Source organism: Streptomyces pyxinae (genome assembly GCF_024756275.1).
In the GTDB taxonomy this organism is placed as follows: Bacteria; Actinomycetota; Actinomycetes; order Streptomycetales; family Streptomycetaceae; genus Streptomyces; species Streptomyces pyxinae.
Genome location: NZ_JANUGQ010000006.1, coordinates 190,662 through 217,650 on the forward strand (window position 1 = coordinate 190,662; position 26,989 = coordinate 217,650).

Consider the following 26,989-nt stretch of genomic DNA (forward strand, 5'->3'; position numbering starts at 1 on the left):
CGACCAGCCACCACCCAGGGCCCGGACAGTGGTGGGCCAGGCCACCACCATCGGCGCGCCCATCACCCGCAGTCCGTCCGGCACGATGGTCCTGGATGCCGGTACGCGGCCGGTCGCGGCTGTACCGCTGGGCGCCTGCCGTGACCGGGGCAGTGTCATGGTCGGCGGGTCGATCACGGGCCGCCCACTTCCGGCATCTGTGGGATGGCTCGGCGCCGGCGCGCGGGCGGGGCCCCGGCGTCCTTCCGCACACCGGGACGGACACCGGCCCCCGGACGGTTCCGAGGCGTCCGCGCGGCACAATGAGCCGCATGGCCGTACTCCCCGAGCACCCCGCCCACGACGACCTCCGCCGGCGCTGGCGGTCGGCCGTGTCGGTGGCCCTGCCCGCGTCCGGGCCCGGCCCGGAGTCCGACACGGCGGCCGGCCCGGCCGGCTCACCGCAGCCGGGCCCGGGGGCCGTGGAGCTCGACCGGTACGCCGATGACCTGCTCGGACGCTGGGCCGAGCCGCAGCGGCGCTATCACACCACCGACCATCTGGTGGCGGTGCTCGACCGGATCGACGAGCTGGCGGAGTACGCCGACGACCCCGATCTGGTGCGTCTCGCGGCCTGGTTCCACGACGCCGTCTACCTCCCCGAGCGCTCCACCAACGAGGAGCGCAGCGCCCGGCTCGCGGAGCGCGCCCTCACCGAGCTGGGCCATGCCCCGGCACGTACGGCGGAGGTCGCCCGGCTGGTCCTGCTGACGCTCACCCATGACCCCGACGACGAGGACCGGGACGGCGCCGTGCTGTGCGACGCCGACCTCGCGGTGCTGGCCGGCGCGCCCGACGCGTACGCGGCCTACGCGGCGGCGGTACGGGAGGAGTACGGCTTCGTCCCGGACGACGCCTTCCGGGAGGGTCGCGCGGCGGTGCTGCGCCGGCTGCTGGAGCTGCCCCGGCTGTTCCGCACCCCGCACGGCGTCCGGGAGTGGGAGGAGCCGGCCCGGCAGAACCTCACCACGGAGCTGACCCTGCTCACCGCGCAGGACGCGAGCACCGCCCGGGACCGGACGGACGACCCCGCGGCCGGCCCGGCCGACGGCCCGTCGGTACCGGCCAGGGACGCAGCCGACAGCCCGGCGGCATCCGCCCGGGACACGGCCGACAGCCCGGCGGCATCCGCCCGGGACACGGCCGACAGCCCGGCGGCATCCGCCCGGGACACGGCCGACGGCCCGGTGGACGGTTCTGCGGGGGCCACGGCGGGCTGAGCCGCCCCCTGCCCTCCTCTCCCTCTCCCCCTCCCCGGGAGCACCCCTCCCACCTGTGGGAATGCGAGCGGAGCCGGTGGTGTTGGCACCGATCATGCCCTCATCCCCGCCCGATTCCGCGCCCATACCCGCGCCCGCGTCCCCGTCTCCGTCCGCACCCGCGTCCGATCACGGTCTCGCGTCGCCCGCCCGTATGCCGCTGGCCGTCTACATCCTGGGCCTCTCCGTCTTCGCCCTGGGCACCAGTGAGTTCATGCTCTCCGGGCTGCTGCCGCCGATCGCCGAGGACATGGGCGTCTCCATCCCGCGCGCCGGGCTGCTCGTCTCCGCGTTCGCCATCGGCATGGTGGTCGGGGCGCCGCTGCTCGCCGTGGCCACCCTGCGGCTCCCGCGCAAGCCGACGCTGGTGGCGCTGCTCGCCGTCTTCGGGCTCGGCCAGCTGGCGGGCGCGGTGGCCCCCTCGTACACCGTGCTCTTCGTCTCCCGGGTGGTGAGCGCGCTGGCGTGCGCCGGTTTCTGGGCGCTGGGCGCGGCGGTGGCCGTCGCCATGGTCCCGGTGGGCGCGCGGGCGCGGGCGATGGCCGTGATGATCGGCGGGCTGTCGATCGCCAATGTGCTGGGCGTGCCGGCCGGGGCCTTCCTGGGCGAGCACCTGGGCTGGCGGTCCGCGTTCTGGGCGGTGGCCGCGGCGACCGTGCTCGCCGTCGCCGGGGTGCTCACCCTGGTCCCGCGCATCGCGCCGCCGGCCGAGCGGCCGGAGGTGCGGCGGGAGCTGGCCGTCTACCGCGACCGGCAGGTGTGGCTGGCGATAGCGGTCACCGCGCTGGCGGCGGGCGGCGTCTTCTGCGCCTTCTCCTACCTGGCGCCGCTGCTCACCCGGGTGGCCGAGCTGGACAGCGGCTGGGTGCCGACGGTGCTGGCCCTCTTCGGGATCGGCGCGCTGGTCGGCACGACGATCGGCGGCCGGGTCGCGGACGCGCACCTCTTCGGGGTGCTGCTGACCGGTACGGCCGCGTCCACCGTCTTCCTGGCCGCGCTGGCCCTGCTGGGCGACCGGCCGGTGGCAGCGGTGACGCTGTCGTTCCTCATCGGGGTCTCGGCCTTCTTCACCGCACCCGCGCTGAACGCCCGGATGTTCGGGGTGGCGGGCGCGGCCCCGACACTGGCCGGAGCCACCGCGACCGCCGCGTTCAACCTGGGCAACACCGGAGGCCCCTGGCTGGGCGGCACGGTCATCGACGCCGGCTTCGGCTACCCGGCCACCGCCTGGGCGGGCGCCGCGATGACCCTGACCGCCCTGGCGCTGGTCGCCCTCGCCCTGCGCCTGCACCGGCGGGACGGCGACCCCGGCGACGGTACGAAGCCGGGACCGGAGCGGACGACGGCGCCGGCGGGGACGAACCGCAGCCGGGTGGTGGCCCGCTCGGCCGGGGCCCCGGACACCGCCCGGGAGCCGGCCCGCTCCTGAGAGCCGGGGCCGGGGCCACTGAGAAACCACGACCGGGGCCCGGCGCCGGATCAGGGACCAGGACCGAGGCGCCCGGTCACGACGGGGCCGTCGGGCCACCGGGGCGGTGCGGCCCGGCCCGGTACGGTCCCGGTCAGGTCAGGCGTCAGGAATGGATCACGTACCCGCAGTGGCCGCAGTGCCAGCGGACCAGCCGCCCCTCGGGCAGCCCCTCCACCGGGGAGCCACAGCGCCGGCACCCCATGAGGGGCGGCTGCCGGGGGGCGCGGGGGACGGAGCCGTACTGGGCCGGGAGGTCGACGAAGCCGGTCTCGTCCCGGTTCTCCTCCCCCGTGGTGGGCCGGAAGCCGTCGCTCATCGGGCCGCCGCCTCTCCTTGACCGGACTGGCCGGACTGGCTGATCTGCCTGGGACCGCATGGAACTGCATGGAACTGCACAGAACTGGCTGGACCGGCAGCACGCGGCCGGACGAACACCCAGTCTTCAGCCCCGCCGCGCCGCCCGGCGCCGGACCGGCCTCTTTTCACCTGTACGGAGGACTTCCCGCCGGTACGTGGACACCGCGCGCCCCACCCGCGCCGGGCCCGGCCCCCGGGCCGCCGGCGCGCCGGACCGTCAGCGCCCCGGGCGGATCAGCGATCCGGACCGTCGGCGCCCGGGCCATCGGCGCGTCCGAGCCGTCAGCGCCCCGGGCCGTCCCCCTGGTGCTTGGGACGGCGCAGCCCGGCCTTCCGCAGGACCCGGACCAGTTCCTTGGAGCCGACCTCCACCGCGCCCGCCGCCACCGCCGAGGCGTACCGCTCGGACGGCAGGTCGTAGTGGTCACGGTCGAAGGCCCGTCCCGGGGCGCCGATCCCGGCGGCGAAGGAGTGCAGCTCGTCGAACGACACATCGCTGACCAGGTGCGACCACATCCGGCCGTGCCCCGGCCAGTTCGGCGGGTCGATGTAGACGGTCATGCGAGCCCGCCCACCGGCGCGACCACCACGCCCGCTTTGCCGCACACCCAGTGCGGGTCGGGCCCCAGCTCCGGTTCCACGTCCAGCGCGTGCGGCTCGCCCGAGGAGCAGACCGGGCAGATCGGCCAGCGGCCGAACCGTTCCAGCAGCGCGTCCTGGACGTCCTGGGCGACCAGACCGGCGACGTACGCGGCCCCGTCCGGCCACTGCTCCACCCACCAACGGCGGTGCGCCACCGCCTCCTCCACCAGGGACACGACCTCCGCCTCGGCGACATTCCGCGCCATGAGATCCGCGAGGACCAGGGCGCGCGCCGCGTGCAGGGCCTGTTCCAGGGGGTCCACGGTGTTCATGGGCCCATTGTCGCGCGGTCGGGCGGGACGGGGACGAGGGGTTGACGCTCCACCGGTGTGAAAATACCTTTCATACGTGAACTCTGAGGCGAAGAAAAGTTTCAGCGGCACATCCCCGCCCCTGCCCCCCGGTGCCGCTCCCCCTGTCCACCCGCCCGACCACCCCAGCCACCCCGGGCACCCCGGGCACCCCGGCCCGCCGGTCCCGGTTCCGCACGTCCTGACGGCCTCCTCCTCCACCCCGCCCGGGCCGCCCGCCCCGCGCGCGCCCGTGCCCGGCGCGCTCACCGCCAAGGTTCGCACCCTGGCCCCGACCATGACCCGGTCGATGCAGCGGGTGGCCGAGACCGTCGCCGGGGACCCGGCCGGGTGCGCCGCCCTCACCGTCACCGGGCTCGCGGAACGGACCGGCACCAGCGAGGCCACCGTCGTCCGCACCGCCCGGCTGCTCGGCTACCCGGGCTACCGCGACCTCCGCCTCGCCCTCGCCGGACTCGCCGCCCAGCAGCAGTCGGGCCGGGCCCCCGCCGTGACCGCCGACATCGCGGTGGACGACCCGCTGGCCGATGTGGTGGCCAAGCTCGCCCACGACGAGCAGCAGACCCTCGCGGACACCGCCGCCGCTCTGGACACCGTCCAGCTCGGTGCCGCCGTCACCGCCCTCGCCGCCGCCCGCCGCACCGACATCTACGGCGTCGGCGCCTCCGGCCTGGTCGCCCAGGACCTGGCCCAGAAGCTGCTGCGGATCGGCCTGGTCGCCCACGCGCACAGCGACCCGCACCTCGCCGTCACCAACGCCGTACAGCTCCGGGCCGGGGACGTGGCCATCGCCATCACCCACTCGGGCTCCACCGGCGATGTCATCGAGCCGCTCCGGACCGCCTTCGAGCACGGCGCCACCACCGTGGCCGTCACCGGCCGCCCGGAGGGTCCGGTCAGCCAGTACGCCGATCATGTGCTGACCACCTCCACGGCCCGCGAGAGCGAACTGCGCCCCGCCGCCATGTCCTCCCGGACCAGCCAACTCCTGGTGGTGGACTGCCTCTTCACCGGTGTGCTCCAGCGGACGTACGACACCGCGGCACCCGCGCTCGCCGCCTCCTACGAGGCCCTGGCCCACCGCCACGCCCCCCGTGGCGGTAAATCAGGGTCCCGCTGACCCGCGCACCCTCCCACCCCCGGGGACCGAACCGATGACGCCCATGCCGCCCCGCACCTCCCGGCCGGACTCCGGCCTCCAGGCCCAGCTCGCCACGCTCACCACGGAGGCGTTCCGCCCCGAGCTGGCCGACATCGACACCCTGCCCACCGCCGAACTCGTCCGCCTCATGAACGGCGAGGACCAGACCGTCCCCACCGCCGTCGCCGCACAGCTGCCCCGGATCGCCACCGCCATCGACGCCGTGGCCGAACGGATGGCGCGCGGCGGCCGGTTGATCTACGCGGGCGCGGGCACGGCCGGCCGGATGGGGGTCCTGGACGCCAGCGAGTGCCCGCCCACCTTCAACACCGACCCGTCCCGGGTGGTGGGCCTCATCGCGGGCGGCCCGGCCGCCGTGCGCGAGGCCGTCGAGGGCGCCGAGGACTCCAAGCCGCTGGCCGCCGCCGACCTGGCCGCCCTGGGGCCGACCCCGGACGACACGGTGATCGGTGTGTCCGCCTCCGGCCGTACCCCGTACGCCATCGGGGCGGTGGAGCACGCCCGCGCCCTCGGAGCGCTCACCATCGGCCTGGCGTGCAACGCGGGCAGCCCGCTCGGCGCCGCCGCCGACCACGCCGTCGAAGTGGTCGTCGGCCCCGAACTCCTCACCGGATCCACCCGGTTGAAGGCGGGCACCGCGCAGAAGCTGGTGCTCAACATGATCTCGACCATCACCATGATCCGGCTGGGCAAGACCTACGGGAACCTGATGGTCGACCTGCGCGCCACCAACGACAAGCTGCGGGCCCGCTCCCGCCGGATCGTGGCCCTGGCCACCGACGCCCCGCCCGACGAGGTGGAGGCGGCGCTGGCGGCGGCCGACGGCGAGGTGAAGACGGCGATCCTCACCCTGCTCACCGGCGCCGACACCACCACCGCCGACCAGTTGCTGAAGTCCTCCGACGGCCACCTCCGCGCCGCCCTCACCACCGCCCCCAAGCCCTGACACGTCCGCCCCCCTGCCCCCCCCCGCTCCCCACCCCCAGGAACAGCGCCGCACGCACCACATCCCAAGGCCAGGTCCCCATGAACGACGCGCGCCCCGGCTCCTCCCCCGCCGCTCCCACCTCCCCTTCCGCCGCCATCGCCGCCGCCCTGCTGCCGCTCGTCGGCGGCGCGGGGAACGTCGCCTCCGTCGCCCACTGCATGACCCGCCTCCGGCTCGGCCTGCGCGACCGGAGCCGGGTACGGGACGCCGAACTGCGCGCCCTGCCCGCCGTGCTCGGCGTCGTGGAGGACGGGGTGCTCGGCGTCGTGGAGGACGGGCAGACGTACCAGATCGTGCTCGGGCCCGGGGCGGTCGCCCGTGTCACCCCCGCGTTCGAGGCCCTGGTCCGGGCCGCTCCCCCACCGCCGCAGCCCGGTGACCGGCCGGACACCGCCCCCACCACCGCCGAGGCGCTCGCCGCCCGGGGAGCCGCCCTGCGCGCCGGGCGGAGGGCGCGCAACGCCACGCCCGTCAAGCTGCTGCTGCGCCGTATCGCGGACATCTTCGTCCCGCTCATCCCCGCCCTGATCGGCTGCGGCATCATCGCCGGACTCAACGGCCTGCTGATCAACCTGGGTTGGCTGCCCTCCCTCACGCCCGCCGTCGCCGCCGTCGCCGCCGGTTTCATGGCACTGATCGCGGTCTTCGTCGGAATCAACACCGCCAAGGAGTTCGGCGGCACACCGGTCCTGGGCGGCGCGGTGGCGGCGATCGTCGTGTACGCGGGGGTGGCCCGGGTGGAGGTCTTCGGCCGGCCGCTCTCGCCCGGCCAGGGCGGGGTGCTGGGCGCGCTGGCCGCCGCCCTGCTCGCCGTGTACGTGGAGAAGTGGTGCCGCCGCCATGTGCCGCAGGCGCTCGACGTCCTGCTCACACCGACCCTCACCGTCCTGGTGCCGGGGCTGATCACCCTCTACGGCCTGATGTACGCCGCCGGGGAGGTCGCCGCCGCCACCGGCGAGGCCGCCAACTGGCTGCTCGCCCACGGGGGCGCGGTCGCCGGGTTCGTACTCGGCGGCCTCTTCCTCCCCCTCGTCATGCTGGGGCTGCACCAAGCGCTCATCCCGATCCACACCACCCTCATCGAACAGCAGGGCAGCACCGTGCTGTTGCCGATGCTGGCGATGGCCGGGGCGGGCCAGGTCGGCGCGGCCCTCGCCGTCCATGTACGGCTCCGCCACGACACCGCGATCCGCCGCACCATCAGGTCCGCGCTCCCGGCCGGCCTGCTCGGGGTCGGTGAGCCGCTGATCTACGGCGTCTCCCTGCCGCTCGGCCGCCCCTTTGTCACGGCCTGCGTGGGCGGGGCCTTCGGCGGCGGTTTCGTCGGGCTGTTCAGCATGCTGGGCGACCGGGTGGGCTCCACCGCCATCGGCCCCTCCGGCTGGGCGCTCTTCCCGCTGCTCGACGGGGGCCACGGCCTCTCCGGCACCGTTGTCGCGATCTACGGCGGCGGCCTGCTGACCGGCTATGTCACCGGCTTCCTCGCCACCTGCCTCTTCGGCTTCCCCCGCACCTCCACACCCCCCACCACCCCCGACGAGCCGGCCACCCCGACCACCCCGTCCGCCGCACCCGCTCAGCAAAAGACATCGAAATTCACTCCACAGTGATATCGTTTTGGCCGTCATGATGCCTGCGGGAGGACCATCGACATGGCCAGAACCGTCATCGATCTGGACGACAGCATGGTCGCCGAGGCCATGCGCATCTTCGGCACCAAGACGAAGGCCAAGGCCGTGCGTCTCGCCATGGAGGACGCCGTCAAACGGCATCTGCGGCAGGAGTTCTTCGACGCCATGGACGCCGGCGAGGTCGACTTCAGCGAGATCGTGGAGAGCACCGGCCCCCGCAACGCCGATGGCTCCCTCAAGCGCGAAGGCCGCGAAAGCGAGGGCCGGGCCGCCTGATGCAGGACCGCTATGTGATCGACAAGTCCGCACTGGCGCGCTGGACGAAGCCGAGCGTCAAGGACGTGCTCAAGCCGCTTCATGAGCGTTGTCTCCTGGCCGTGTGCCGACCCACCGAGTACGAGATGATCCACTCGGCGCGGAACAGCTCGGAGGCGACCCGCATCAGCAGCTGGCTCCATGCCTTCGACTACCTGCACAGCGACGACGAGGTCTTCGCCCGCGCGCTGGAGACCCAGCGCCATGCCCTCAACGCGGGCTTCCACCGCGCTCTGTCGCTTCCCGACCTGCTGGTCGCCGCCACGGCGGAGCTGAACCGGCGGACCGTCCTGCACTACGACAGCGACTTCGACAAGATCGCGTCCCTCACCGGCCAGCCCGCCGAGTGGGTCGTCCCACCCGGCAGCGCGGACGCCTGAGCGCGGACGTCGCGGACGCCTGAGCGCGGACGTCGCGGACGCCTGAGCGCCCGCGAGTGACCGCTCGCCGGCCGGACCGATGAGAACGAGACCGATGAGAACAAGAGAGCGGAGGACGGAGATGAGGCCCTGGATCCTGGGCGAGTGCGACCACGAGTGGGTCGGCTGGAGCGGGAAGCAGCGCTGCCGCAAGTGCGGCGTCACCAAGAAGTTGCCGTAGCGGGGGCGACGGGACTCGGGGGCGCCCGGTGCGGTGCCCCCGGTGGGGAGGGGTACGGATGATCGAGCGCACGGAGTGGCAGGAACTCCCGGCGCCGCTGCGTACGGCGGTGGAGCGGCGGGCCGGCGGGGTCGTCGCGGCGGAGTCCGTGGGGGAGGGACTGAACTGCGCGGCCGCGCTGGTGCTCGCCACGGCGGAGGGGCGGCTCTTCCTGAAGGGGGTCCCCGAGACTGACCGCCCCGGGGTGGCGGCGCTGGAGTACGAGGAGCGGGTGAACGGAGCCGTCACCGCGGTGGCGCCCCGGATACGGCACGTGCTCCGGGCGGGCGGGTGGCGGGGACTGCTCTTCGACCACGTCGACGGCGGCCACGCCGACCTGAGCCCCGGGTCCCGGGACACGGAGGCCGTCGCCGGGGCGCTGGCCCGGATCAGCGGGCTCCGGGCGCCCGGGCTCCGGGTCCCGCCCCTGGCCGAGCGGTTCGGGGCACTGCCCGCGGCGGGTGAGGCGGAGGCGCTGGCGGGGCCGTATCTGCTGCACACCGACACCAACCCGGCCAATCTGCTGGTGGACGGGGACGGCCGGGCGCATGTCGTGGACTGGGCCATGCCCGTCCTGGGCCCGGCCTGGGTGGACCTGGCGTACACGGCGGTACGGCTCATGGAGTGCGGCCACCCGCCGGAGGCCGCCCTGGGCTGGCTGGAGCGGTTCCCGGCCTGGCGGGCGGCGGAGCCGAAGGCGGTGGAGGTGTTCGTGGCGGTGACCTGCCGCCACTGGACCGCCGCGATCGGCACCCGGGAAGCCGAACCGAGCAACGCCCGGTTCCGCCGGCTGCTCGACGGCCGCTGAGCGGCGCCCCGACGGGGGTCCCGTCCGGGCGGCCACCGGGTTCCTGGCGGCAGAGCGCCTATCGGCTCCCTCCGGCCGGGTGCCTACCGGCTTCCGTCCGCGCTCCGGGCAGCGCGCGAGCGGCGGTGGGCCGCGACCCGTTCTCGGGTGGCGCACCGGCGGGAGCAGTAGCGGCGCTCCGGCCCGCTGCCCCGGGTGATGAAGACGTTCCGGCAGCCCGGTGACGCGCAGCTCCCGCCGGGCGGAAGCTGGTCGTCCCAGAGAAGGACGGTCAGCGCCATGCAGGAGGAGGCGAGGAGCCACTCGTCCCAGGGGGCGTTGTCGTCGTGGTCGAGATGAGGGTGCCAGGGGGTGGTACCGCCGTGCGAGGTCAGCCGGAGCGGCCCGGTGTGCTCGCGCAGCAGACGGTTGAGGACCACGGCGGCGGCGTCGGCGTGCTCGGCGGCGAAGACCTCGCGCAGCAGGTCGGCGGCCGCACGCATCGCGGTGACATCGTCGCCGGTGAGGTCGAGCGGTTCCGCCTCGCCGTGGGCACGCAGCACGGCGGCCACGCCGGCCGGGTCGGGACGGTCGCCGGCGAGCGCGTTGACCAGGGCGGCGGTCCGCCGGGCCGTGGCCAGCACGGAATGCCGGGTGGACCAGTCGCCCGCGGAACGGGCGGAACCGCCGGAGTCACCGGAGGCACCAGGGCCGGCGGGGCGGCGGGGGCCACCGGAGGCACCGGGGCCGGCGGGGCGGGTGGGGTCGTCGGGGGAGGGCACCCGGCCAATGTAACGCGTATTGATGGGTTTTGGGTTACCTCTGTAACGCCCCTGGAATGACAAGGCGTTACCCACTCCGCTGGTATGTGGGGGTCGAGGAACATCGGAACGGAAACCGGCGCTAAGCCCTCGTCGTCCCTGGTGGGTGGCTGACGGGACGTCGGTCGCAGGGCCGGTGTGAAGTTGTTCCACGGATAACGCCCTATTACCTGCGGGAGCTTGATTCGTCACCTGCGGTGACGTTTCCCGGGCCATACGTGAAGTGGCCCTGTTATCCGTGGCAAAGCCGGAAGCGGTGCCCACCGTCGTGCAACTGCCGGCTGGGAAGGCGATGACCGTCCGCGCGGCGGCCGACGCCTTCCTCGACTCGCTCCGCAACCCGAACACCGTCCGCAGCTACGGAGTCGGCGTCGGCAAGACCGTCGAGCAGATCGGGGAGGCTCGCCCGCTGGGGTCGGTCGCGGACGACGAGATCGGCGAGGCCCTGGAACTGCTGTGGGGTACCGCGGCGGTCAACACCTGGAACGCCCGCCGGGCGGCGGTGCTCTCCCGGCTGGGTTGGTGCGAGTCGTACGGCTACGACGGCCCGGCGGTCCCGGCCTGGACGAAGCGGCTGGCGGTGCCGGACTCCGAGACCCCGGCCCGCTCGAAGATGGCCATCGACCGGCTCATTGCCCGCCGTGAGGTCCACCTGCGGGAGAAGACGCTGTGGCGGATGCTCTACGAGACCGCCGCCCGCGCGGAGGAGGTCCTCGGCGTGAACATCGAGGACCTGGACCTCGCCGCCCGCCGCTGCCCGGTGAAGACCAAGGGCGCCCGGAGCAAGGTCCGCCGCCGCGGGCAGACGCGCGAGGACTTCGTGCTGGAGACCGTCTACTGGGACGCCGGCACCGCCCGGCTGCTGCCCCGGCTGCTGCGCCGGCTGCTGCGCCGGCTGCTGCGCGACCGTACCTGCGGTCCGGTATTCGTCACCCACCGCCGCCCTGGCCCGGGGAAGATTCTCAGCCCGCGCGACGTATGCCCGGATACCGGCCTGGCCCGCCTCTCCTACGGTCAGGCCCGTGCCCTTCTCGATGAGCACACGGCCGTGCGCGGGCCGGGGACGGGCTGGGACCTTCACGAGTACCGCCACGGTGCACTGACGCACCTCGGCGAGCAGGGCGCGTCCCTGCTGATGCTGATGGCGAAGTCGCGGCACAAGAAGCCGGAGAACGTCCGCCGGTACTTCAAGCCGTCCCACGCGGCGATCTCGGAGCTGACCAGCCTCCTCGCACCCGGCGATGCACGGCGCTGAGTTCCCGTCGGCCCGGCATCGTCCGACACCGGGGGACGGGCGTGTTAGCGTTTGGAGTGCAGAGGCAACAGGGTCGACTGCGGAGACTGAGTGGGAGGTGAGTTGATGACTGTCGTAGAGGCCGCTGCCGTGTGCAGTGCCCGCCGGACCATCCTCACGTCCCGGGCCCCGGTCTGACCTGACGTTTCCGCCCCCGCCCGAGTCTGTCGGTCTGCGGGAGGCGAGTGCTTCGTGCCTATCGGGGTCCTTGTTCAAGGGTCTCTACGTTGTCTCAACCTTCCTTCAATCCCCTCCCATCACCGCACTCTCTGGCGGACTACGGCTGGGACGAGGCGTGCGAGCACGCCTTCGCCCCGCACCGGGCTGCCGGGCTGATTCCCGCCCGGATCGTGCGGGCCGAGCGTGGCCTGTGCCAGGCCGTCACCGACACCGGCCCGGCGCGCGCGGAGATTCCGGTCTCCGCCGGCACTGGCGATCCGCTCTCGGCGCCGTGCACGGGTGACTGGGCCGCTCTGCGCCCCGCCGCTGGTGGCCACGCGCCGGTGGTGGACTCGGTACTGGAACGGCGCACCGTCCTGGTGCGCTCCACCGCCTCGCGAACCTCGCACGGCCATCTCCTGGCTGCCAACGTCGACACGGTCGTGGTGACCGCGTCCCTGGCCGCCCCGCTCAAGCACGGACGGATTGAGCGCATGCTCGCCCTGGCCTGGGAGAGCGGCGCGCAGCCGGTCGTGGTGCTCACCAAGGCCGACCAGTGCGCCGACGCGCAACTGGCCGCGGCCGAGGTGGCCGAGGTGGCACCGGGTACGGATGTGCTGGTCACCAGCGCCCTGACCGGCCAGGGTCTGGACACACTGACGGCTGTTGCGGACGGCACCATCGTGCTGCTCGGCCCCTCCGGAGCAGGCAAGTCCACCCTGGGCAACCAGTTGCTGGGCGAGGACCGGCTGGCTACCGGCGCCGTGCGCGAGGCGGATGGCAAAGGCCGGCACACCACCGCGTGGCGGGAGCTGCTGCCGCTGCCCGGCGGCGGGGTTCTGCTGGACACCCCCGGTCTGCGCGCGATCGGCCTGCACGACGCCCAGGACGGACTGGAGCAGACCTTCGCTGATATCGAACGCCTCGCCCAGGACTGCCGGTTCACCGACTGCCGTCACGGACGCGAGCCGGGCTGCGCGGTCCTGGCCGCCATCGAGGCCGGCGATACTCCCCGGCGCCGTCTGGACAGCTACCACCGGCTGCTGCGGGAGAACGCCTACGCCGCCTCGCGCACCGACGCGCGGCTACGGAACGGACGTGAGGCCGCCAAGAAGGACATCGCGCAAAGACTGCGCGCCACCTACCAGTTCCGGGAGCGCCAGCTGTGAACGCCACCAACACACCTGACCACACTCCTGGCACCGATCCGGTGACCGAGGCGTTCATCGCCCTGCACCACGGCCTACCCCGGCAGGGCCCCGGCTCGGACGCCACCACGCGCCGCCTGCTGGAGGCGGCCGGGCCACTGCCCGAGCGCCCTCGGGTGCTCGACGCGGGCTGCGGACCCGGCCGCTCCACCCTGCTGCTGGCCGAAGAAACCGGCGCGCACGTGACCGCGGTCGACCTGCACCAGCCCTTCCTGGACGGCCTCGCCGCCGAGGCGGCCCGCCGGGGCCTGGGCGACCGGGTCACGGTCCTCAACCGCTCGATGGACCAGCTGCCCTTCCCCGATCACAGCTTCGACGTGATCTGGGCCGAAGGCTCGGTCTACACCGTCGGCTTCGACGTCGCCCTGCGCGCCTGGCACCGCCTGCTCGCACCGGGCGGTGTCCTCGTTGTCACCGAGATCGAATGGACCGTGCCCGAACCCGCCGGACCGGTGCGCGCGTACTGGGACGCGGCCTACCCGCTGCGTACCCACGCCGCGAACACTGACGCCGCGCAGGCCGCCGGCTACCGCCTCCGCGCGCACCGGCCGCTGCCGGAAAGCGACTGGTGGGACGAGTACTACACGCCGCTCGCCCAGCGGATCGCCGAAGCGGACCAGCACCAGCCCGGCAGGCCCGAGGCACTCGCGGCGCTGCGGGCAGAGATCACCATGCGGCGCGAACACGGCAGCGACTACGACTACGCCGCCTACCTCCTCCAGCCCCACGACCGCTCCCCTCGCACTCCCCAGAACGGAACCGCCATGACCACCTGGACCACCCGCCCCGAGACCGCCGAGGACATCACCGCCGTCCGCGACATCAACCTCGCCGCATTCCCCGCCGCCGAGGAGGCCGACCTCGTCGACGCCCTGCGCGCCGACCCGAAGGCATGGATCGACGGCCTGTCCATGGTCACCGAGGCCCCCGACGGCACCTTGGTCGGGCACGCCCTGCTCACCCGCTGCCACGTCGACGGCGCACCCGCCCTGGCCCTGGCCCCCTGCGCGGTACGGCCCTCGGCCCAGCGCACCGGCGCAGGCTCCGCCGCCATCCGCGCCGCCCTGGACGCCGCAAGGGCCATGGGAGAAAACCTCGTCCTCGTCCTCGGGCACACCGACTACTACCCGCGGTTCGGCTTCACCCCCGCCTCCCGCTTCGGCATCCGAGCCCCCTTCGAGGTACCCGACGAGGCCATGATGGCCATGGCCCTGGACGACACCCGCCCGGTCCCCACCGGCACCATCCAGTACCCTGCCGCGTTCGGCCTCTGATCCCTCCTGCGGCGCCCCGGAGGTAGGAGCCCCGGGGCGCCCCCCTGCGGACCGTGGCCGGGCTCACGTCCGGTTCACGATGGCGTCCGTGCTGGTCAACGAGTCCGGATCGGGGAAGGCCCGTTGCGACCTTCCTCGGCGTCGGCCCCGGTCAGCCGTTGTCGGTGGCGTGCTTGTCGCGCAGGGGCCGCAGGCCGCCGGGCAGGTCGGGAAGCTGGAAGGAATAGCGGCCCAGCACGTCAGCACGACCGCGTTGAGGACCAGGCCCAAGGCGCCGATCTGATCCTCCATGCCGTCCTGGTAGCGCTGGTAAAGCTGTCCGGCCCGGCCGTGGAAAATCTTCCGGGCCAGGGCGTGGCGGCCTTCCTGGAGGTTGGCCTGCACCTGATCTGGCGCCGGTAGCCGGGCTCATCGGCCAGACGCAGGATGTGCAGGGTCTTCGCGATCCGCCCGTAGTGCGCTATCGCGTCGCCGAGCGGGGTGGGGCGTCCGTCGCGCGACAGCATCCGGATCACGTCGTACGCGCGGACGGCTCCGGTGTGGATGGAGCCGATGATCCGCAGGATGTCCTCCCAGTGCCGCTCGATCCGGGCGAGGTCGACCCGGCCGCGGGCCGCGTCCTGGAAGGCGCCGTAGTCGGCGCTCCGGTCGATCCGCCACATCTTCTGGTCCGGCAGGTCCGCGAGCTGCGGGGCGTAGGCGAACCCGGCCAGGGTGAGCAGCCCGAACACGATGTCGCTGTACGAGGCGGTGTCGGTGACGATCATCTCCGGACGCTTGCCGCCGTCACGGTCGTAGAGGACGTCCAGCACGTACAGGGAATCGCGCGGGGTGCCGACCACGACCTTCCCGCCCAGACCCGCCGCCTGGTCGTTGATCATGTTGAGCCAGGTCGCGCCGCCCCGGCGCCCGAAGTACTTCGGGTTCGGCCGCGCGTACACGCTGGGGACGGGGACGACGAATCGCATCCCGTCCACCGAGGCGACCAGGCCCCCGCCCCACGTCTGCGCGAGACCGATGGACGCCTGGTGGTCGATGAGGGTCGCGTTCGCGGCCCGGTACGTTGCCGGCCGCAGATACGTCTGGTCAACGTGGGACAGCCTGCCGTGCTTCAGCGCGTCCGCGCCGCCCATCACCGGGGTGTAGCCGACGTTGCAGCCGTGGGCGACCAGCAGCGCGGCGATCGTGACGTTCAGGTCCTTCAACCTCGCCTCGCCGCCGGTCACCGAGGTGAACGCGGCGTCGGCACCGGTCCAGGAGAACACCTCCAGCAACACCTCGGGCAGGTCCACCCGCGGCAGCATCGCGTTCACCGCAGCCCGCAGATCGAGCAGGGAGGCCGGTTCGGGCTCCGGCTCCAGGGCGGCGAAGTGCAGCCGGCCGTCGTCGTCGAAGACGATCTGCGCGTTGTCCGGGACCCGGCCGGCGACCTCCCGATAGGTGCCGTCCAGCAGCGCGGCCCGCGCCGCCAGATGCCCGCCCGCCTCCCCGGGCAGGTTCAGCGAGGCCAGCACGGTCGGCCGGGCCTGCTGCCACGCCTCACCGGCCAGCAGCTTCGCCCGCGGGTCGCCCCACTTCGAGGAGTTGCGGGCGAAGACCTGCTTGCTGCGCAGCATCCGGTGCAGCTGCTCCAGCACGCAGAACGTGTACGCCTTCCAGTCCACCGTGCCCGGCTCCAGATGTGGCGCCGACAGCACCAGGCGACGCCACGACCCGGTGAGCAGCCCCGTGTCCATCTCGGCAGGGCCGACCTTCTTGCGGCCCATCAGCTCCGGCAGCGACAGCAGCGCGCCCAGTACGGCCTCGCCTTCCGGAGTGGCGTCGAAGTCCACCACGGTGACCAGCAGCTTCAGGAACGGGCGGACCGTGCCGAACCGGCCCACCAGCATGGCCCGCCATGCCTCGTCGGCATCGGAGTCCAGCGGCGGGGTCAGCTCGAACAGCGCGGCGATCGCAGCGGCCAGCTCGTTGCGGGGCACCACCTGCTCGACGGCCGCCCACATCGCCTCCAGGCTCTCCACCTTCGGCGGGGCGATCTCCCCGGTGTCGGTGTCGACCTGCTCGGAGGTGGTGTCGAACACGACCTGGAAGGCGGTCGCCAGCTTCGCCGACGCCCGCTCCACCCGCGGCAGCGTCTTCAGCTTCTCCTTCGCGCTCTCGCGCTCCGCCTTCGCCAGCAGCTTCGTCGCGATCAGCACCTCCAGCAGGTCCAGCGCGTCATCCACCGCCCGCGACGTCAGGTAGACGGTGGTGGCCAGCAGCGTCGCCAGGCGGCGGGCGTCGGAGTGCCGGCGCAGCAGCGACGTCTTGCCGTCCACCCCGTACCGCGACAGCTCCGCCAACCTGCGCGGCGGTATCCCCGACACATCCACCGCGCCCATCCCGAGCGCGGCAATCTCCTCCGCCCGCTCCAAGGCCCTCTTCATCTGCGGGCCCGACACCCGCACCGGGCCCGGCGCAGCCGGTCCAGCTCCGAGACCCGCTCACCGGGCGGAATCGTCAGCAGGGAGTCCAGCACCGCCTGCTGCCCCACCCCGAGCATCCCGTACAGGTGTCCCACAGCCGCTGGTTCGCCGCCTCCCGCACCGAGGCCACCAGCCTCGTCAGCGTCGTGACCCCCGGCAGCAGCACCCGCCGCTCACGCAGCCACCCCACCGCCGCGTCGAACAACGCCTTCGGCCCCTCGCCAGTCGTCCAGGCCCGCGCGTCCACCCACTCCCGCAGCTCGCCCTCCGCCTCGGTGAACTCCCGGTACTCCAGCACCCGCCGCAGCTCGCGTACGTGCTCCAGCCGGGTGTTCTCCCGCTCGCCGTACGCCTTGAGCACCGGCGGGTCCCCGATGTCCAACTGCTCGGCGGGGTAGCCCACGACCTCCGGCGGCACCTCGGCCGGGTCGTCCAGGAACACCCCGAGATACCGCGCGGTCGTGAGCTGGGCCGCAAACCCCAGGCGGTTGTGCGCCCGCCTCTTGGACTCGATCAGCTCCCGATCCGTGTCGTCCACGAAAAAGAACCGCTCCAACTCCGTACGGGGTAGCGCCCCGCGATACGCCGCGTACGCGGCAGCCTGCTCATCCGTCAAAGACTCGACCGGCACCCAGGACCTCCAAAACAGTCGATCAACACGACTGCCGAAGGTTCAGCCACCGCAGAAGCCCAGGTCAAAGCCCTCACAGAGGGCGGAAGGGCTTAGCGCCGGTTTCCGTTCCGATGTTCCTCGACCCCCTATGTCGCCGGGGCCGTGACGGCTCGGGCCGGGGACGAGATGTCGGGGCCGGCGCTGACGCCGGCGGAGTTCGCCCTGGCCGGATCGGCCGTCGACGCCGCCTCGCTGCTGGCGGGCATCACGGTCTCCGCCGCGGCCGGCGGGCCGGTGGTCGGGGTGCTCCTCGACCGTGCGGAACGGCCGGGCCGTCTGCTGGCCGGCGCCCTCCTCCTGTACGCGGTGGGCCTGGGCGCGGTCCTGGCGGGGCTCGGCCGCCTGCCGTTCGCCGTCACCCTCCTGGTCGCCGTGGTGGCGGGGCTGACGGGTCCGGCCCTCTCCGGGGGCTGGACGGCCCAGCTCCCCCGGGTGGTGGCGGGCGACCGGCTGCCCCGGGCGACCGCGCTGGACGCCATGACGTTCAGCGCCGCGAGTCTGGCCGGTCCGGCTCTCGCCGGCGGGGTGGCGGAACTGCTGGGGGCCCGGTCGGCCGTGGTGGTCTCCGTGGGGCTCATCGCCCTGGCGCTGCCCGCCGCGTGGCGGCTGCCCGCGCGTCCCGGCCGAGAGCGGGGCGCCCGCCCCACCGAGGCCGGGCGGGAACGGGGCGCCCGCCCGGCCTCGGTGGCCGGGGACCTCGCCGCCGGTCTGCGGGCCGTCGCCGGTCGGCCCTCCCTGGCCCGGGCGACCGCCACCTCGGTGGTCTGTTGTGTCGCCCAGGGCATGCTGACGGCCTGTCTCCCGCTTCTGGGGGAACGGGCCCTGGGCGGAGCCGGTCGCGGTGCGCTGCTGCTCTCCGGCCCGGCGGTCTCCGCGCTGCTGGCCGGCGCCGTGCTCGCCCGGTTTCCGCGCTCGGTCGCCCCCGACACCGTCATCTGGGCCGGAGCCGCCGTCCAGGCCGCCGCCCTGGCGCTGGCCGTGACGGGTCGGCCCACCGCGCTCGTCGCGGCCGTACTCCTGGCCGGGGCCGGGGAGGGCCCCCAGCTGGCCGCCCTGTTCGCGGTCCGTCACCGGGAGGCCCCGGACCGGCTGCGCGGCCAGATCTTCACCACCGGCGCCAGTATGAAGATCACCGGATTCGCCGTGGGGGCCTCAGTGGCCGGACCGGTCGCGGCCCGGTCCCTCCCGGGTGCCCTGGCGCTCGCGGCGGGGGTGGCGGGTCTCGCGGTTCTGGTCTTCTTCGCGATCCCGTCGGCGTCCGCCATTCGTCCGGCGGCCGGACCCACCGGCGACTGAGCCACTGCCCACCGGGACGCCCTCCGGGGCCGCCGTCCGGGCCGGATCACTCCGGGGCTTGAGCTTCGGGGGCCGGGCTCTCTTTGCAAGGAATGGGTAAAGGGCCTGGATGAACCCACCCGCCCACCCCGGCAGTTGGCGAGGGCTTGACGCGGAGCGACGCATTTGCCACGAACGGTGAAGAGGCTCTAACGTGCCCGAATGACGACAGCCCCCGAGGTGCGGCAACACCTTCGAGGGCCTGGCCGTCGAGATCGTCGAACCTGAAAGAAAGCGATCCCATGGCTGAGAGCCAGCTTAGTGCCGCCGCGCACCCGCTCGCCAGTCCCGGCTACGGCAAACGGTCCGCGCCGGGCCAACGTCCCCGCTCGGCGGCGGACTTCGCGGAGCTTCCGCACCGTGAGCAGTACATCGCCGGATACATCGACCGGCTGCCGGACGGCTCCGACATCGGCCACAAGACGCTGGCCTCGGTGCTGCCGCTCTACGGCCAGCAGGCGGTCAGTACGGCGCTGAACAACCTGGTCAGGGCCGGGTATCTGCGCCGGGGGCGGGAGCAGACGGACACCTCGGGCGGCCCGCGGTGGGTGACCCGGACCTGGTGGTCGCGGACCCCGCGCGACGACGCCTGGTGGGCGGCCTTCCAGCGCGGGGACGTCCCGGACGAGGACCGGCCGAAACGCACCACGCTCTCCCGGGCCTTCGTGCTGCTCGCCGCGCTGACCCGGGAGACCCCGGCACTGACCCTGTCGTCCGCCGACTGCACCCGGCTGGCGCCGCTGGTCACCGCGTGGTTCGACCGGGGCGCCGAGGAGCGCCAGGTCCGGTACGCCCTGACGACCGGGCTGCCGCCGGTGATCCACCACCCGTTCGCCCTGCTCCACCGGCGGCTGACCGACAAGATCCCGCCCGAGCGCATCCGCCCGGTCCGCCCGCCGCTCCGGGTGCTGGAATGCGCCCGCTGCGGCGACCCGGCCCGCCCCGAGGCGCTGCTCGACGGCGAATGCGGCCCCTGCCGGGGCCGGCCGGCCCCACCACCGTCCGCCCGCCTCCTCTCCCCCGCCCGCGTACGCGCCCACGCTGCCCGGGCCCGGGCAGCCGCGACCGGCCTGCCGCCGGAGCCGTGCCGTACGTGATCACCGAGCACTTCGAGGAGCTGGCGCACGGCGCCCCCGAAACGGTGGAACTGGAGCTCATCGAGGGCCGGTTGCGGGAGAAACCGCCCCGGGACGGCGACCACGGCGCGATTCTGCAGTGGCTGCTGCGACGGTGCCGGGAACAGCGGCCCGCACTCGGCCTGTTCCTGCTGCCAGGCCTGCGCGTCGGCACCGACCCGCCCTCCCGGCTCCGCCCGGACGGCTTTCTGGCGCCGCTCGGGCACTTCGCCGGCCGGCGTGAATGGCACCCGGCGGACGGCGGCCTCATGGCGGTGGAGGTCAGCTCGTTCCGCCCCGGCGACCCCCGCGACCGGCGGGCCAAGCGCCGCGCTTACGCCCGTGCGGGGGTGCCCGTCCAGGTGTTCGTCGACCGGCGAGGACGCCGGGTGGTCGTGCACAGCGACCCGGCGAGCGGCGACTACCGGCGGCGTACCAGCCACGCGTACGGCGCGAGTCTGCGGCTGCCGGACCCCGTGGGGGTCACGCTCGACACGGAAAGGCTGAAGAACTACGCCCGTTGACGCCCTCCCAGGGGGCCGGGCGGCAACAAGGGGGCAAGGAACCCCGGGCCGGGGAACGCCCGAGGGCGGCACCCCTGGAGTGGGGTGCCGCCCTCGGTGTACGGGTCGCGCGGCCGGGAGGGCACGCGATCCGGAGGACTCGCCGGTCCGGGAGTTCCGGAGGCCCGGAGACCGGACCGGCAGTGATCCCGGAGGATCAGAAGTCCATGTCACCGCCCGGCATACCGCCCGGAGCGGCCGCGGCGGCCTTCTCCGGCTTGTCCGCGATGACGGCCTCGGTGGTGAGGAACAGCGCGGCGATGGAGGCGGCGTTCTGCAGCGCGGAACGGGTCACCTTCGCCGGGTCGATGATGCCCTCGGCGATCATGTCGACGTACTCGCCGGTGGCGGCGTTCAGGCCGTGACCGACGGGCAGGTTGCGCACCTTCTCGACGATGACGCCGCCCTCGAGACCACCGTTGACGGCGATCTGCTTCAGCGGGGCCTCCAGGGCGAGCTTCACGGCGTTGGCGCCGGTCGCCTCGTCACCGGACAGCTCCAGCTTCTCGAAGACCGAGGACGCCTGGATCAGAGCCACGCCACCACCGGCGACGATGCCCTCCTCGACGGCGGCCTTGGCGTTGCGCACCGCGTCCTCGATGCGGTGCTTGCGCTCCTTGAGCTCGACCTCGGTGGCGGCACCGGCCTTGATGACGGCCACGCCGCCGGCCAGCTTCGCCAGACGCTCCTGGAGCTTCTCGCGGTCGTAGTCCGAGTCGGAGTTCGCGATCTCGGCGCGGATCTGCTTGACGCGACCCTGCACCTGCTCGCTCTCACCGGCACCGTCGACGATGGTGGTCTCGTCCTTGGTGATGACGACCTTGCGGGCGCGGCCCAGCAGGTCGAGACCGGCGTTCTCCAGCTTCAGGCCGATCTCCTCGGAGATGACCTGGCCACCGGTGAGGATGGCGATGTCGTTCAGCATGGCCTTGCGGCGGTCACCGAAGCCCGGGGCCTTGACGGCGACGGACTTGAAGGTGGCGCGGATCTTGTTGACCAGCAGGGTCGACAGGGCCTCGCCCTCGACGTCCTCGGCGATGATCAGCAGCGGCTTGCCGGACTGCATGACCTTCTCCAGGAGCGGCAGGAGGTCCTTCACGCTGCCGATCTTGGAGTTGACGATGAGGATGTACGGGTCGTCGAGGGACGCCTCCATACGCTCCATGTCGGTGGCGAAGTACGCCGAGATGTAGCCCTTGTCGAAGCGCATACCCTCGGTGAGCTCCAGCTCCAGACCGAAGGTCTGGGACTCCTCGACGGTGATGACGCCTTCCTTGCCGACCTTGTCCATGGCCTCGGCGATGAGCTCACCGATCTGGGTGTCGGCGGCGGAGATGGAGGCCGTGGAAGCGATCTGCTCCTTGGTCTCGACATCCTTCGCCTGCTCCAGCAGCGCGCCGGAGACGGCCTCGACGGCCTTCTCGATACCGCGCTTCAGGGCCATCGGGTTGGCGCCGGCGGCGACGTTGCGCAGGCCCTCGCGGACGAGCGCCTGGGCGAGAACGGTCGCGGTGGTCGTACCGTCACCGGCGACGTCGTCCGTCTTCTTGGCGACTTCCTTGACCAGCTCGGCGCCGATCTTCTCGTACGGGTCCTCGAGCTCGATCTCCTTGGCGATGGAGACACCATCGTTGGTGATCGTGGGGGCGCCCCACTTCTTCTCGAGGACGACGTTGCGACCCTTGGGGCCCAGGGTCACCTTGACGGCGTCGGCGAGCTGGTTCATGCCGCGCTCGAGGCCGCGCCGTGCCTCCTCGTCGAACGCGATGATCTTGGCCATGTGAAGTGGTCCTCCCGGACGGGGTGGAAAAGCCGGACCGCGCTGGTGCCCGCGACGGACGGCTCGCGACCCCTGTGGTTCCTTGCCCCACTGGCCCGCGGGCCTCACCGACCCGATCCTCGGTTGTCACTCTCACTCGTCGAGTGCTAACGCCAATGATTAGCACTCGACCCCTGCGAGTGCAAGCGAATCCCGCGCGCCCGCCCGGCTTCCGGACAGTGGAACCCCGCCCTCCGGACACCCGTCCGGAGGGCGGGGCGAAGAGGAGGGACGCATACGCGCCGGAGCCCGAGCGGGGCCGGGCCGAACACGCGCCCGGGGCCGGGCCGGGCACGCGCCGGCGGCGGGACGTGGGCCGGGGCATACCGGGCACGCTCGCGCCGGGGGCGGGAAGCGGGCGGGGGCGCACCACCGACAGGACCGGACTGGACCGAGGCGGGGCGGACCGGGGCGAGGCGGGGTGTACCGGACCGGACCGGGGCGGACCGGGGCGGAGACGCGCCGAGGGGCCCGTGCCCCTCCTCGGACACGAACCCCTCGGCGCGCTGCTGAGTCAATGGTCGATCGCGCGGCACTCAGCCAACGGCGAGCTTGACCATGTCCGCCTGCGGACCCTTCTGGCCCTGCGAGATCTCGAACTCGACTCGCTGACCTTCTTCAAGGGTGCGGTAGCCGTCCATCTGGATCGCGCTGTAGTGGACGAATACATCCGCACCACCGTCGACCGCGATGAAGCCGTACCCCTTCTCCGCGTTGAACCACTTGACGGTGCCCTGAGCCATGCCTAACTCCCCTATTACTGGCCCTTGCACAGGACCGCACTTCGCGGACCCGGGTCAGACCTCACCCCCGAACAGGCCCCCCGGCGCCGGGGCCGAGAGGTGGGGGGTGTGCGCCGGAACGCGTCGACCGCCGCTGAATGTATCTGCCCAACTGCCGTCTGCAACAGGTCAGTCGGACGAGAAATCCGGGCAGGCGGGAACGGACCTACTCCGCGCTTCGGCGGAATCCCGGGCAACTCGGGCCGGGAAAAGCGGGCAAACTCCGCATGTCGCGGGGCCACTTTGACTTCATCTTGTCGGGCCGGGGCGCCTTTTCATATGCGCGTGACATGAGCGGCGGCGCGGGCTTCCCCAACTCTACCGCGCTCAACCATGCGGAACGGCCCCCTTCGCTCAGGACACCCGAAGGGGGCGATTCCGTGGCCGGAAACGGCGGTCGCGGGCTCCCCGCCGCCCGCCGGCCGCCGTCTCCGGTCGTACAACTGGCCGTACAACCGGTCGTACGGCCGGCCGTACGACGCGCCGTACGGCTCAGCAGCCGCCGGCGACGGCGGGGATGATCGAGACACCGGCGCCGTCCGGCGTCGCGGTGGCCAGACCGTTCTCGAAGCGCACGTCGTCGTCGTTGACATAGACGTTGACGAAGCGGCGCAGCTTGCCCTGGTCGTCCAGGACGCGGGCGGCGATGCCGGGGTGGTCGCGCTCCAGCGACTCGATGACCTCGGAGAGGGTCGCGCCCTCGGCGGTGACCTCGGCCTGGCCGCCGGTGTAGGTGCGCAGGATGGTGGGGATGCGGACGCTGACGCTCATGGGGTCCTGCTTTCTCGCCCTCGTGCCCTCGGATACGGGCTCGTCCGGGCGTGATCGATCGGGCTCGGTGGGATGTGCGGGGGGACAGGGCGGCGGGGGGACAGGGCGGGGTTCGGCGGCTCGGGCGATGGCCGGAAAGGTACGGGCATCCGGCGCCGCGCCGGGCACCGGCACGGCGGCTCCGGAGCCGCGGTACCCCCCTGGCCGTACACGCTCCGGCCCGCTCCCGCGGCGGCGGTACGCCCCCGGCGCCGTACGGCCGCCGCGCCCGGCCGCGCGACGGCGTGCGCGGGCGCGGGCACGTGGACACACGACGGCGGACACGGGCGCGGACGCGGGCACGAGAGCGCCGGGAGCGCCCGGGCGCCCGGGAACGCCCGGGCCGTCAGGCGCCCGGGCGGCCGGTCAGTGTGCCAGGCCGGCCGCGCGGAAGGCGTCCAGGCTGGGACGGATGGTGGCGGTGGGGCCGGTGGTGGGAGCCACGGCGTCCAGGGTCTTCAGCCCGTCGCCGGTGTTGAGGACCACGGTGGTGAGCGTGGGGTCCAGCAGACCGGCCTCGATCAGCTTCCGGGTCACGCCCACGGTCACCCCGCCCGCCGTCTCGGCGAAGATCCCCTCGGTGCGGGCGAGCAGCTTGATCGCCGCCACCACCTGCTCGTCGTTCACGTCCTCCACCGCGCCGCCGGTGCGGCGGGCGATGTCCAGGACATAGGGGCCGTCGGCCGGGTTGCCGATGGCGAGCGACTTGGCGATGGTGTCGGGCTTCTGCGGGCGGACCACGTCGTGACCGGCCTTGAAGGCGGCGGAGACCGGGGAGCAGCCCTCGGCCTGGGCGCCGAAGATCTTGTACGGCTTCTCCTCGACCAGGCCCAGTTCGATCAGCTCGCGCAGCCCCTTGTCGATCTTGGTCAGCTGGGAGCCGGAGGCGATCGGGATCACCAGCTGGTCCGGCAGCCGCCAGCCGAGCTGCTCGCAGATCTCGTACGCCAGCGTCTTGGAACCCTCGGCGTAGTACGGGCGGAGGTTGACGTTGACGAAGCCCCAGCCCTCGCCCGCCGGGTCCCCGATGAGCTCGGAGCAGAAGCGGTTGACGTCGTCGTAGGTGCCCTCGATGCCGACCAGTTCACCGCCGTAGACCGCGGCCATCACGACCTTGCCCTGCTCCAGGTCGTGCGGGATGAAGACGCAGGAGCGGAAGCCCGCGCGGGCGGCGGCGGCGCCCACCGCGCCCGCCAGGTTGCCGGTGGAGGAGCAGGAGAGGGTGGTGAAGCCGAAGGCGCGCGCGGCCTCCAGCGCCTGGGCGACGACCCGGTCCTTGAATGAGTGGGTCGGATTCCCGGAGTCGTCCTTGATGTGCAGCTTTCCGGGTTCGACACCCAGTTCGCGGGCGAGGTTGTCGGCCCGTACGAGCTTGGTCCAGCCCGGGTTCAGATTGGGCCGCTCGGCCACGTCGGCGGGGACCGGCAGCAGCGGGGCGTACCGCCAGATGCTGGTGGGGCCGGCCTCGATACGGGCGCGCAGCGCCTCGGGGTCACCGGCCGGCAGGTCGTACGCGACCTCCAGCGGGCCGAAGCACAGCTCACAGGCGAAAATGGGACCGAGCGCGAAGCGTTCGCCGCACTCGCGGCAGGACAGCGCGGCGGCGGGTCCGAGATCGACGGCCGGGCCGTGGCCCTCTCCGGTACCGGGCGTCCGGGGGGTGTCAACGGTCTGAACAGCCATGGAGGCGAGGCCCTTTCTCCTCATCTTCCTCATGGCGCATCTCGCCATGAGACGGAATTGGCACCTTCCCTAGCCGGGGCCTCGCGGTGCGATCGTCAGGCGATCTCACGAGTGCCGGCTGGAGGGTTGCCGGGGCTTCAACGGGCCGTGTCCCTCTGCCCCTCTGGATGAGCGGTATGCGGTTGTGGTTCTTCGGTTGTCTGTCTTCGGTGGTGCGCGGGTGCCTCTTCGGCGATGCGCGTGCGACCCCCGCCATGCGGTGGCCGGCCACGTTGTTCAAGACTGTAACCGAACCCCTGGACGACCGGACCGGTCGTCCGCACCGCGAGATGGAGATCACGTGCTGGATGAGGTGGAGCGCTGGCTGGCCCGGCGGTCCTGGACGGTGCGGGACCGCCCGCCGGAGCGGCTGCTGGCCGCCAAGCGGGACACCACGGTCAGTGTGGTGCTCCCCGCGCTGAACGAGGAGGCGACGGTCGGGGAGATCGTCGCCGTGATCCGGCGCGAGCTGATGTCCGACGCGGTGCCGCTGGTGGACGAGCTGGTGGTGGTCGACTCCGGGTCCACCGACCGTACGGCCGAGGTGGCGGCGGCGGCCGGGGCGCGGGTGGTGGCGCGGGACGCGATCCTGCCCCGGATACCGGCGGTGCCGGGCAAGGGCGAGGTGCTGTGGCGCTCGCTCCTGGCGACCAGCGGGGACGTGGTCTGCTTCGTCGACGCGGATCTGCGGGAGTTCTCGGCCGACTTCGTGACCGGGATCGTGGGGCCGCTGCTGACCGACCCCTCGGTGGAGTTCGTCAAGGCGATGTACGACCGGCCCTACCGAGGCGGCTCCGGGGCCGGGGCCGAGATCGGCGCCGGGGCCGGTCCCGGGCCCGCCGCCGGGGCCGGCTCCGGCGGCGGGCAGGGCGGGCGGGTGACCGAGCTGGTGGCGCGGCCGCTGCTGAATCTGCACTGGCCCCTGCTGGCCGGCTTCGTACAGCCGCTGGGCGGCGAGTACGCGGCGCGCCGCACGCTCCTGGAACGGCTGCCGTTCCCGGTGGGGTACGGGGTGGAGCTGGCGCTGCTGGTGGACGCGCTGCACACGGTGGGGCTGGACGCGCTGGCCCAGGTGGACGTGGGCGTCCGGCTGCACCGGCACCAGGATGAACGGGCGCTCGGCCGGATGGCGGCGGCGATCTACCGGACGGCCCAGGTGCGGCTGTCGCGCGGGCATCTGGTGCGGCCGAGGCTGACCCAGTTCGAGCGCGGCGCCGAGGGCTTCGTCCCGTCCACCGGCCCGGTGGACACCGAGGAACGGCCGCCGATGGCCGAGATCGCGGAGTACGCCCGCCGCCGCCGGGTGGCCTGAGCGACGACCGGGACCCGGGCGGCCGGACGGTCGGAC

The 26,989-nt window shown here is 73.2% G+C and carries 22 protein-coding genes, 2 pseudogenes and 1 riboswitch; of the genes and pseudogenes, 15 read left to right on the forward strand and 9 right to left on the reverse strand.

What is annotated here, in order from left to right; all coding sequences use genetic code 11:
* Positions 1–311: 311 nt before the first annotated feature.
* Positions 312–1,028: pseudogene (locus NX801_RS09925) on the forward strand (HD domain-containing protein); the annotation flags it as partial.
* 424 nt (positions 1,029–1,452) lie between these two features.
* Positions 1,453–2,727: a Cmx/CmrA family chloramphenicol efflux MFS transporter gene (locus NX801_RS09930; RefSeq protein ID WP_258786929.1), complete on the forward strand. Its 1,275-nt coding sequence runs from the start codon at positions 1,453–1,455 to the stop codon at positions 2,725–2,727.
* A gap of 145 nt (positions 2,728–2,872) precedes the next feature.
* On the opposite strand, the gene NX801_RS09935 is transcribed toward NX801_RS09930, so the two are convergent.
* From NX801_RS09935 to NX801_RS09945, 3 genes are all read right to left on the reverse strand, one after another.
* Positions 2,873–3,085: a transposase gene (locus tag NX801_RS09935; protein ID WP_258786930.1), complete on the reverse strand. Its 213-nt coding sequence runs from the start codon at positions 3,083–3,085 to the stop codon at positions 2,873–2,875.
* A 323-nt stretch (positions 3,086–3,408) separates the two neighbouring features.
* Positions 3,409–3,687 carry a DUF4031 domain-containing protein gene (locus NX801_RS09940; RefSeq protein WP_258786931.1) on the reverse strand — a complete coding sequence of 93 codons (279 nt, stop codon included), beginning with the start codon at positions 3,685–3,687 and terminating at the stop codon, positions 3,409–3,411.
* The gene (locus NX801_RS09945; protein ID WP_258786932.1) at positions 3,684–4,040 is read right to left on the reverse strand and encodes a hypothetical protein; all 357 of its coding nucleotides are present in this window, start codon (positions 4,038–4,040) and stop codon (positions 3,684–3,686) included. The genes NX801_RS09940 and NX801_RS09945 overlap by 4 nt, the downstream gene beginning before the upstream one ends.
* 220 nt (positions 4,041–4,260) lie before the next feature.
* Between NX801_RS09945 and NX801_RS09950 the strand changes: the two genes are divergently transcribed.
* The 6 genes from NX801_RS09950 (at position 4,261) to NX801_RS09975 (ending at position 9,622) form a co-directional block, all read left to right on the forward strand.
* Positions 4,261–5,199 carry a MurR/RpiR family transcriptional regulator gene (locus tag NX801_RS09950; RefSeq protein WP_258787002.1) on the forward strand — a complete coding sequence of 313 codons (939 nt, stop codon included), beginning with the start codon at positions 4,261–4,263 and terminating at the stop codon, positions 5,197–5,199.
* A gap of 34 nt (positions 5,200–5,233) precedes the next feature.
* Positions 5,234–6,187 carry an N-acetylmuramic acid 6-phosphate etherase gene (gene murQ, locus NX801_RS09955; RefSeq protein ID WP_258786933.1) on the forward strand — a complete coding sequence of 318 codons (954 nt, stop codon included), beginning with the start codon at positions 5,234–5,236 and terminating at the stop codon, positions 6,185–6,187.
* An 80-nt stretch (positions 6,188–6,267) separates the two neighbouring features.
* Complete coding sequence (locus NX801_RS09960) at positions 6,268–7,839, forward strand: PTS transporter subunit EIIC (RefSeq protein WP_258786934.1); 1,572 nt, start codon at positions 6,268–6,270, stop codon at positions 7,837–7,839.
* A 42-nt stretch (positions 7,840–7,881) separates the two neighbouring features.
* Complete coding sequence (locus NX801_RS09965) at positions 7,882–8,136, forward strand: type II toxin-antitoxin system VapB family antitoxin (RefSeq protein WP_258786935.1); 255 nt, start codon at positions 7,882–7,884, stop codon at positions 8,134–8,136.
* Positions 8,136–8,555, forward strand: a complete 420-nt coding sequence (locus NX801_RS09970; RefSeq protein ID WP_258786937.1) for a PIN domain nuclease — start codon at positions 8,136–8,138, stop codon at positions 8,553–8,555. The genes NX801_RS09965 and NX801_RS09970 overlap by 1 nt, the downstream gene beginning before the upstream one ends.
* A gap of 278 nt (positions 8,556–8,833) precedes the next feature.
* A complete protein-coding gene (locus tag NX801_RS09975; protein ID WP_258786938.1) occupies positions 8,834–9,622 on the forward strand; it encodes a phosphotransferase in 789 nt (262 codons plus the stop codon).
* 83 nt (positions 9,623–9,705) lie between these two features.
* Here NX801_RS09975 and NX801_RS09980 read toward each other — a convergent pair whose 3' ends face one another.
* Positions 9,706–10,245, reverse strand: coding sequence for a CGNR zinc finger domain-containing protein (locus NX801_RS09980; protein ID WP_258787003.1), 540 nt, complete (start codon positions 10,243–10,245; stop codon positions 9,706–9,708).
* A 433-nt stretch (positions 10,246–10,678) separates the two neighbouring features.
* Here NX801_RS09980 and NX801_RS09985 point away from each other — a divergent pair, with 433 nt between their 5' ends.
* The 3 genes from NX801_RS09985 to NX801_RS09995 all read left to right on the forward strand — a co-directional run bounded on the left by NX801_RS09985 (position 10,679) and on the right by NX801_RS09995 (position 14,357).
* The gene (locus NX801_RS09985; protein ID WP_258787004.1) at positions 10,679–11,677 is read left to right on the forward strand and encodes a site-specific integrase; all 999 of its coding nucleotides are present in this window, start codon (positions 10,679–10,681) and stop codon (positions 11,675–11,677) included.
* Between the two features lie 266 nt (positions 11,678–11,943).
* Positions 11,944–13,044 (forward strand): ribosome small subunit-dependent GTPase A, encoded by a 1,101-nt coding sequence (rsgA, locus tag NX801_RS09990; RefSeq protein WP_258786939.1) that lies wholly within the window; start codon positions 11,944–11,946, stop codon positions 13,042–13,044.
* The gene (locus tag NX801_RS09995) at positions 13,041–14,357 is read left to right on the forward strand and encodes a bifunctional class I SAM-dependent methyltransferase/N-acetyltransferase (protein ID WP_258786940.1); all 1,317 of its coding nucleotides are present in this window, start codon (positions 13,041–13,043) and stop codon (positions 14,355–14,357) included. The genes rsgA and NX801_RS09995 overlap by 4 nt, the downstream gene beginning before the upstream one ends.
* Before the next feature lie 151 nt (positions 14,358–14,508).
* On the opposite strand, the pseudogene NX801_RS10005 reads toward NX801_RS09995, so the two are convergent.
* A pseudogene (locus NX801_RS10005) lies at positions 14,509–17,453 on the reverse strand (Tn3 family transposase).
* A 168-nt stretch (positions 17,454–17,621) separates the two neighbouring features.
* On the opposite strand from NX801_RS10005, the gene NX801_RS10015 reads away from it, so the two are divergent.
* The 3 genes from NX801_RS10015 to NX801_RS10025 all read left to right on the forward strand — a co-directional run bounded on the left by NX801_RS10015 (position 17,622) and on the right by NX801_RS10025 (position 20,469).
* On the forward strand, positions 17,622–18,791 hold the full coding sequence (locus tag NX801_RS10015) for an MFS transporter (protein WP_258787006.1): 1,170 nt from the start codon (positions 17,622–17,624) through the stop codon (positions 18,789–18,791).
* A gap of 281 nt (positions 18,792–19,072) precedes the next feature.
* Positions 19,073–19,927 carry a hypothetical protein gene (locus NX801_RS10020; RefSeq protein ID WP_258786943.1) on the forward strand — a complete coding sequence of 285 codons (855 nt, stop codon included), beginning with the start codon at positions 19,073–19,075 and terminating at the stop codon, positions 19,925–19,927.
* Complete coding sequence (locus tag NX801_RS10025; protein WP_258786945.1) at positions 19,915–20,469, forward strand: Uma2 family endonuclease; 555 nt, start codon at positions 19,915–19,917, stop codon at positions 20,467–20,469. The genes NX801_RS10020 and NX801_RS10025 overlap by 13 nt, the downstream gene beginning before the upstream one ends.
* 196 nt (positions 20,470–20,665) lie before the next feature.
* On the opposite strand, the gene groL is transcribed toward NX801_RS10025, so the two are convergent.
* The 4 genes from groL to thrC form a co-directional block, all read right to left on the reverse strand.
* Positions 20,666–22,288: a chaperonin GroEL gene (gene groL, locus NX801_RS10030; protein WP_258786946.1), complete on the reverse strand. Its 1,623-nt coding sequence runs from the start codon at positions 22,286–22,288 to the stop codon at positions 20,666–20,668.
* Positions 22,289–22,863: 575 nt separating this feature from the next.
* Positions 22,864–23,070 carry a cold-shock protein gene (locus tag NX801_RS10035; protein ID WP_003967346.1) on the reverse strand — a complete coding sequence of 69 codons (207 nt, stop codon included), beginning with the start codon at positions 23,068–23,070 and terminating at the stop codon, positions 22,864–22,866.
* Positions 23,071–23,601: 531 nt separating this feature from the next.
* Positions 23,602–23,880: a ubiquitin-like small modifier protein 1 gene (locus tag NX801_RS10040; protein ID WP_258786947.1), complete on the reverse strand. Its 279-nt coding sequence runs from the start codon at positions 23,878–23,880 to the stop codon at positions 23,602–23,604.
* A gap of 405 nt (positions 23,881–24,285) precedes the next feature.
* Positions 24,286–25,626: a threonine synthase gene (gene thrC / locus NX801_RS10045; protein ID WP_258787007.1), complete on the reverse strand. Its 1,341-nt coding sequence runs from the start codon at positions 25,624–25,626 to the stop codon at positions 24,286–24,288.
* Positions 25,620–25,776, reverse strand: a riboswitch (SAM riboswitch). (Overlaps the previous gene by 7 nt.)
* Before the next feature lie 166 nt (positions 25,777–25,942).
* Between thrC and NX801_RS10050 the strand changes: the two genes are divergently transcribed.
* Positions 25,943–26,953, forward strand: a complete 1,011-nt coding sequence (locus NX801_RS10050; protein WP_258786948.1) for a glucosyl-3-phosphoglycerate synthase — start codon at positions 25,943–25,945, stop codon at positions 26,951–26,953.
* Positions 26,954–26,989: the final 36 nt, after the last annotated feature.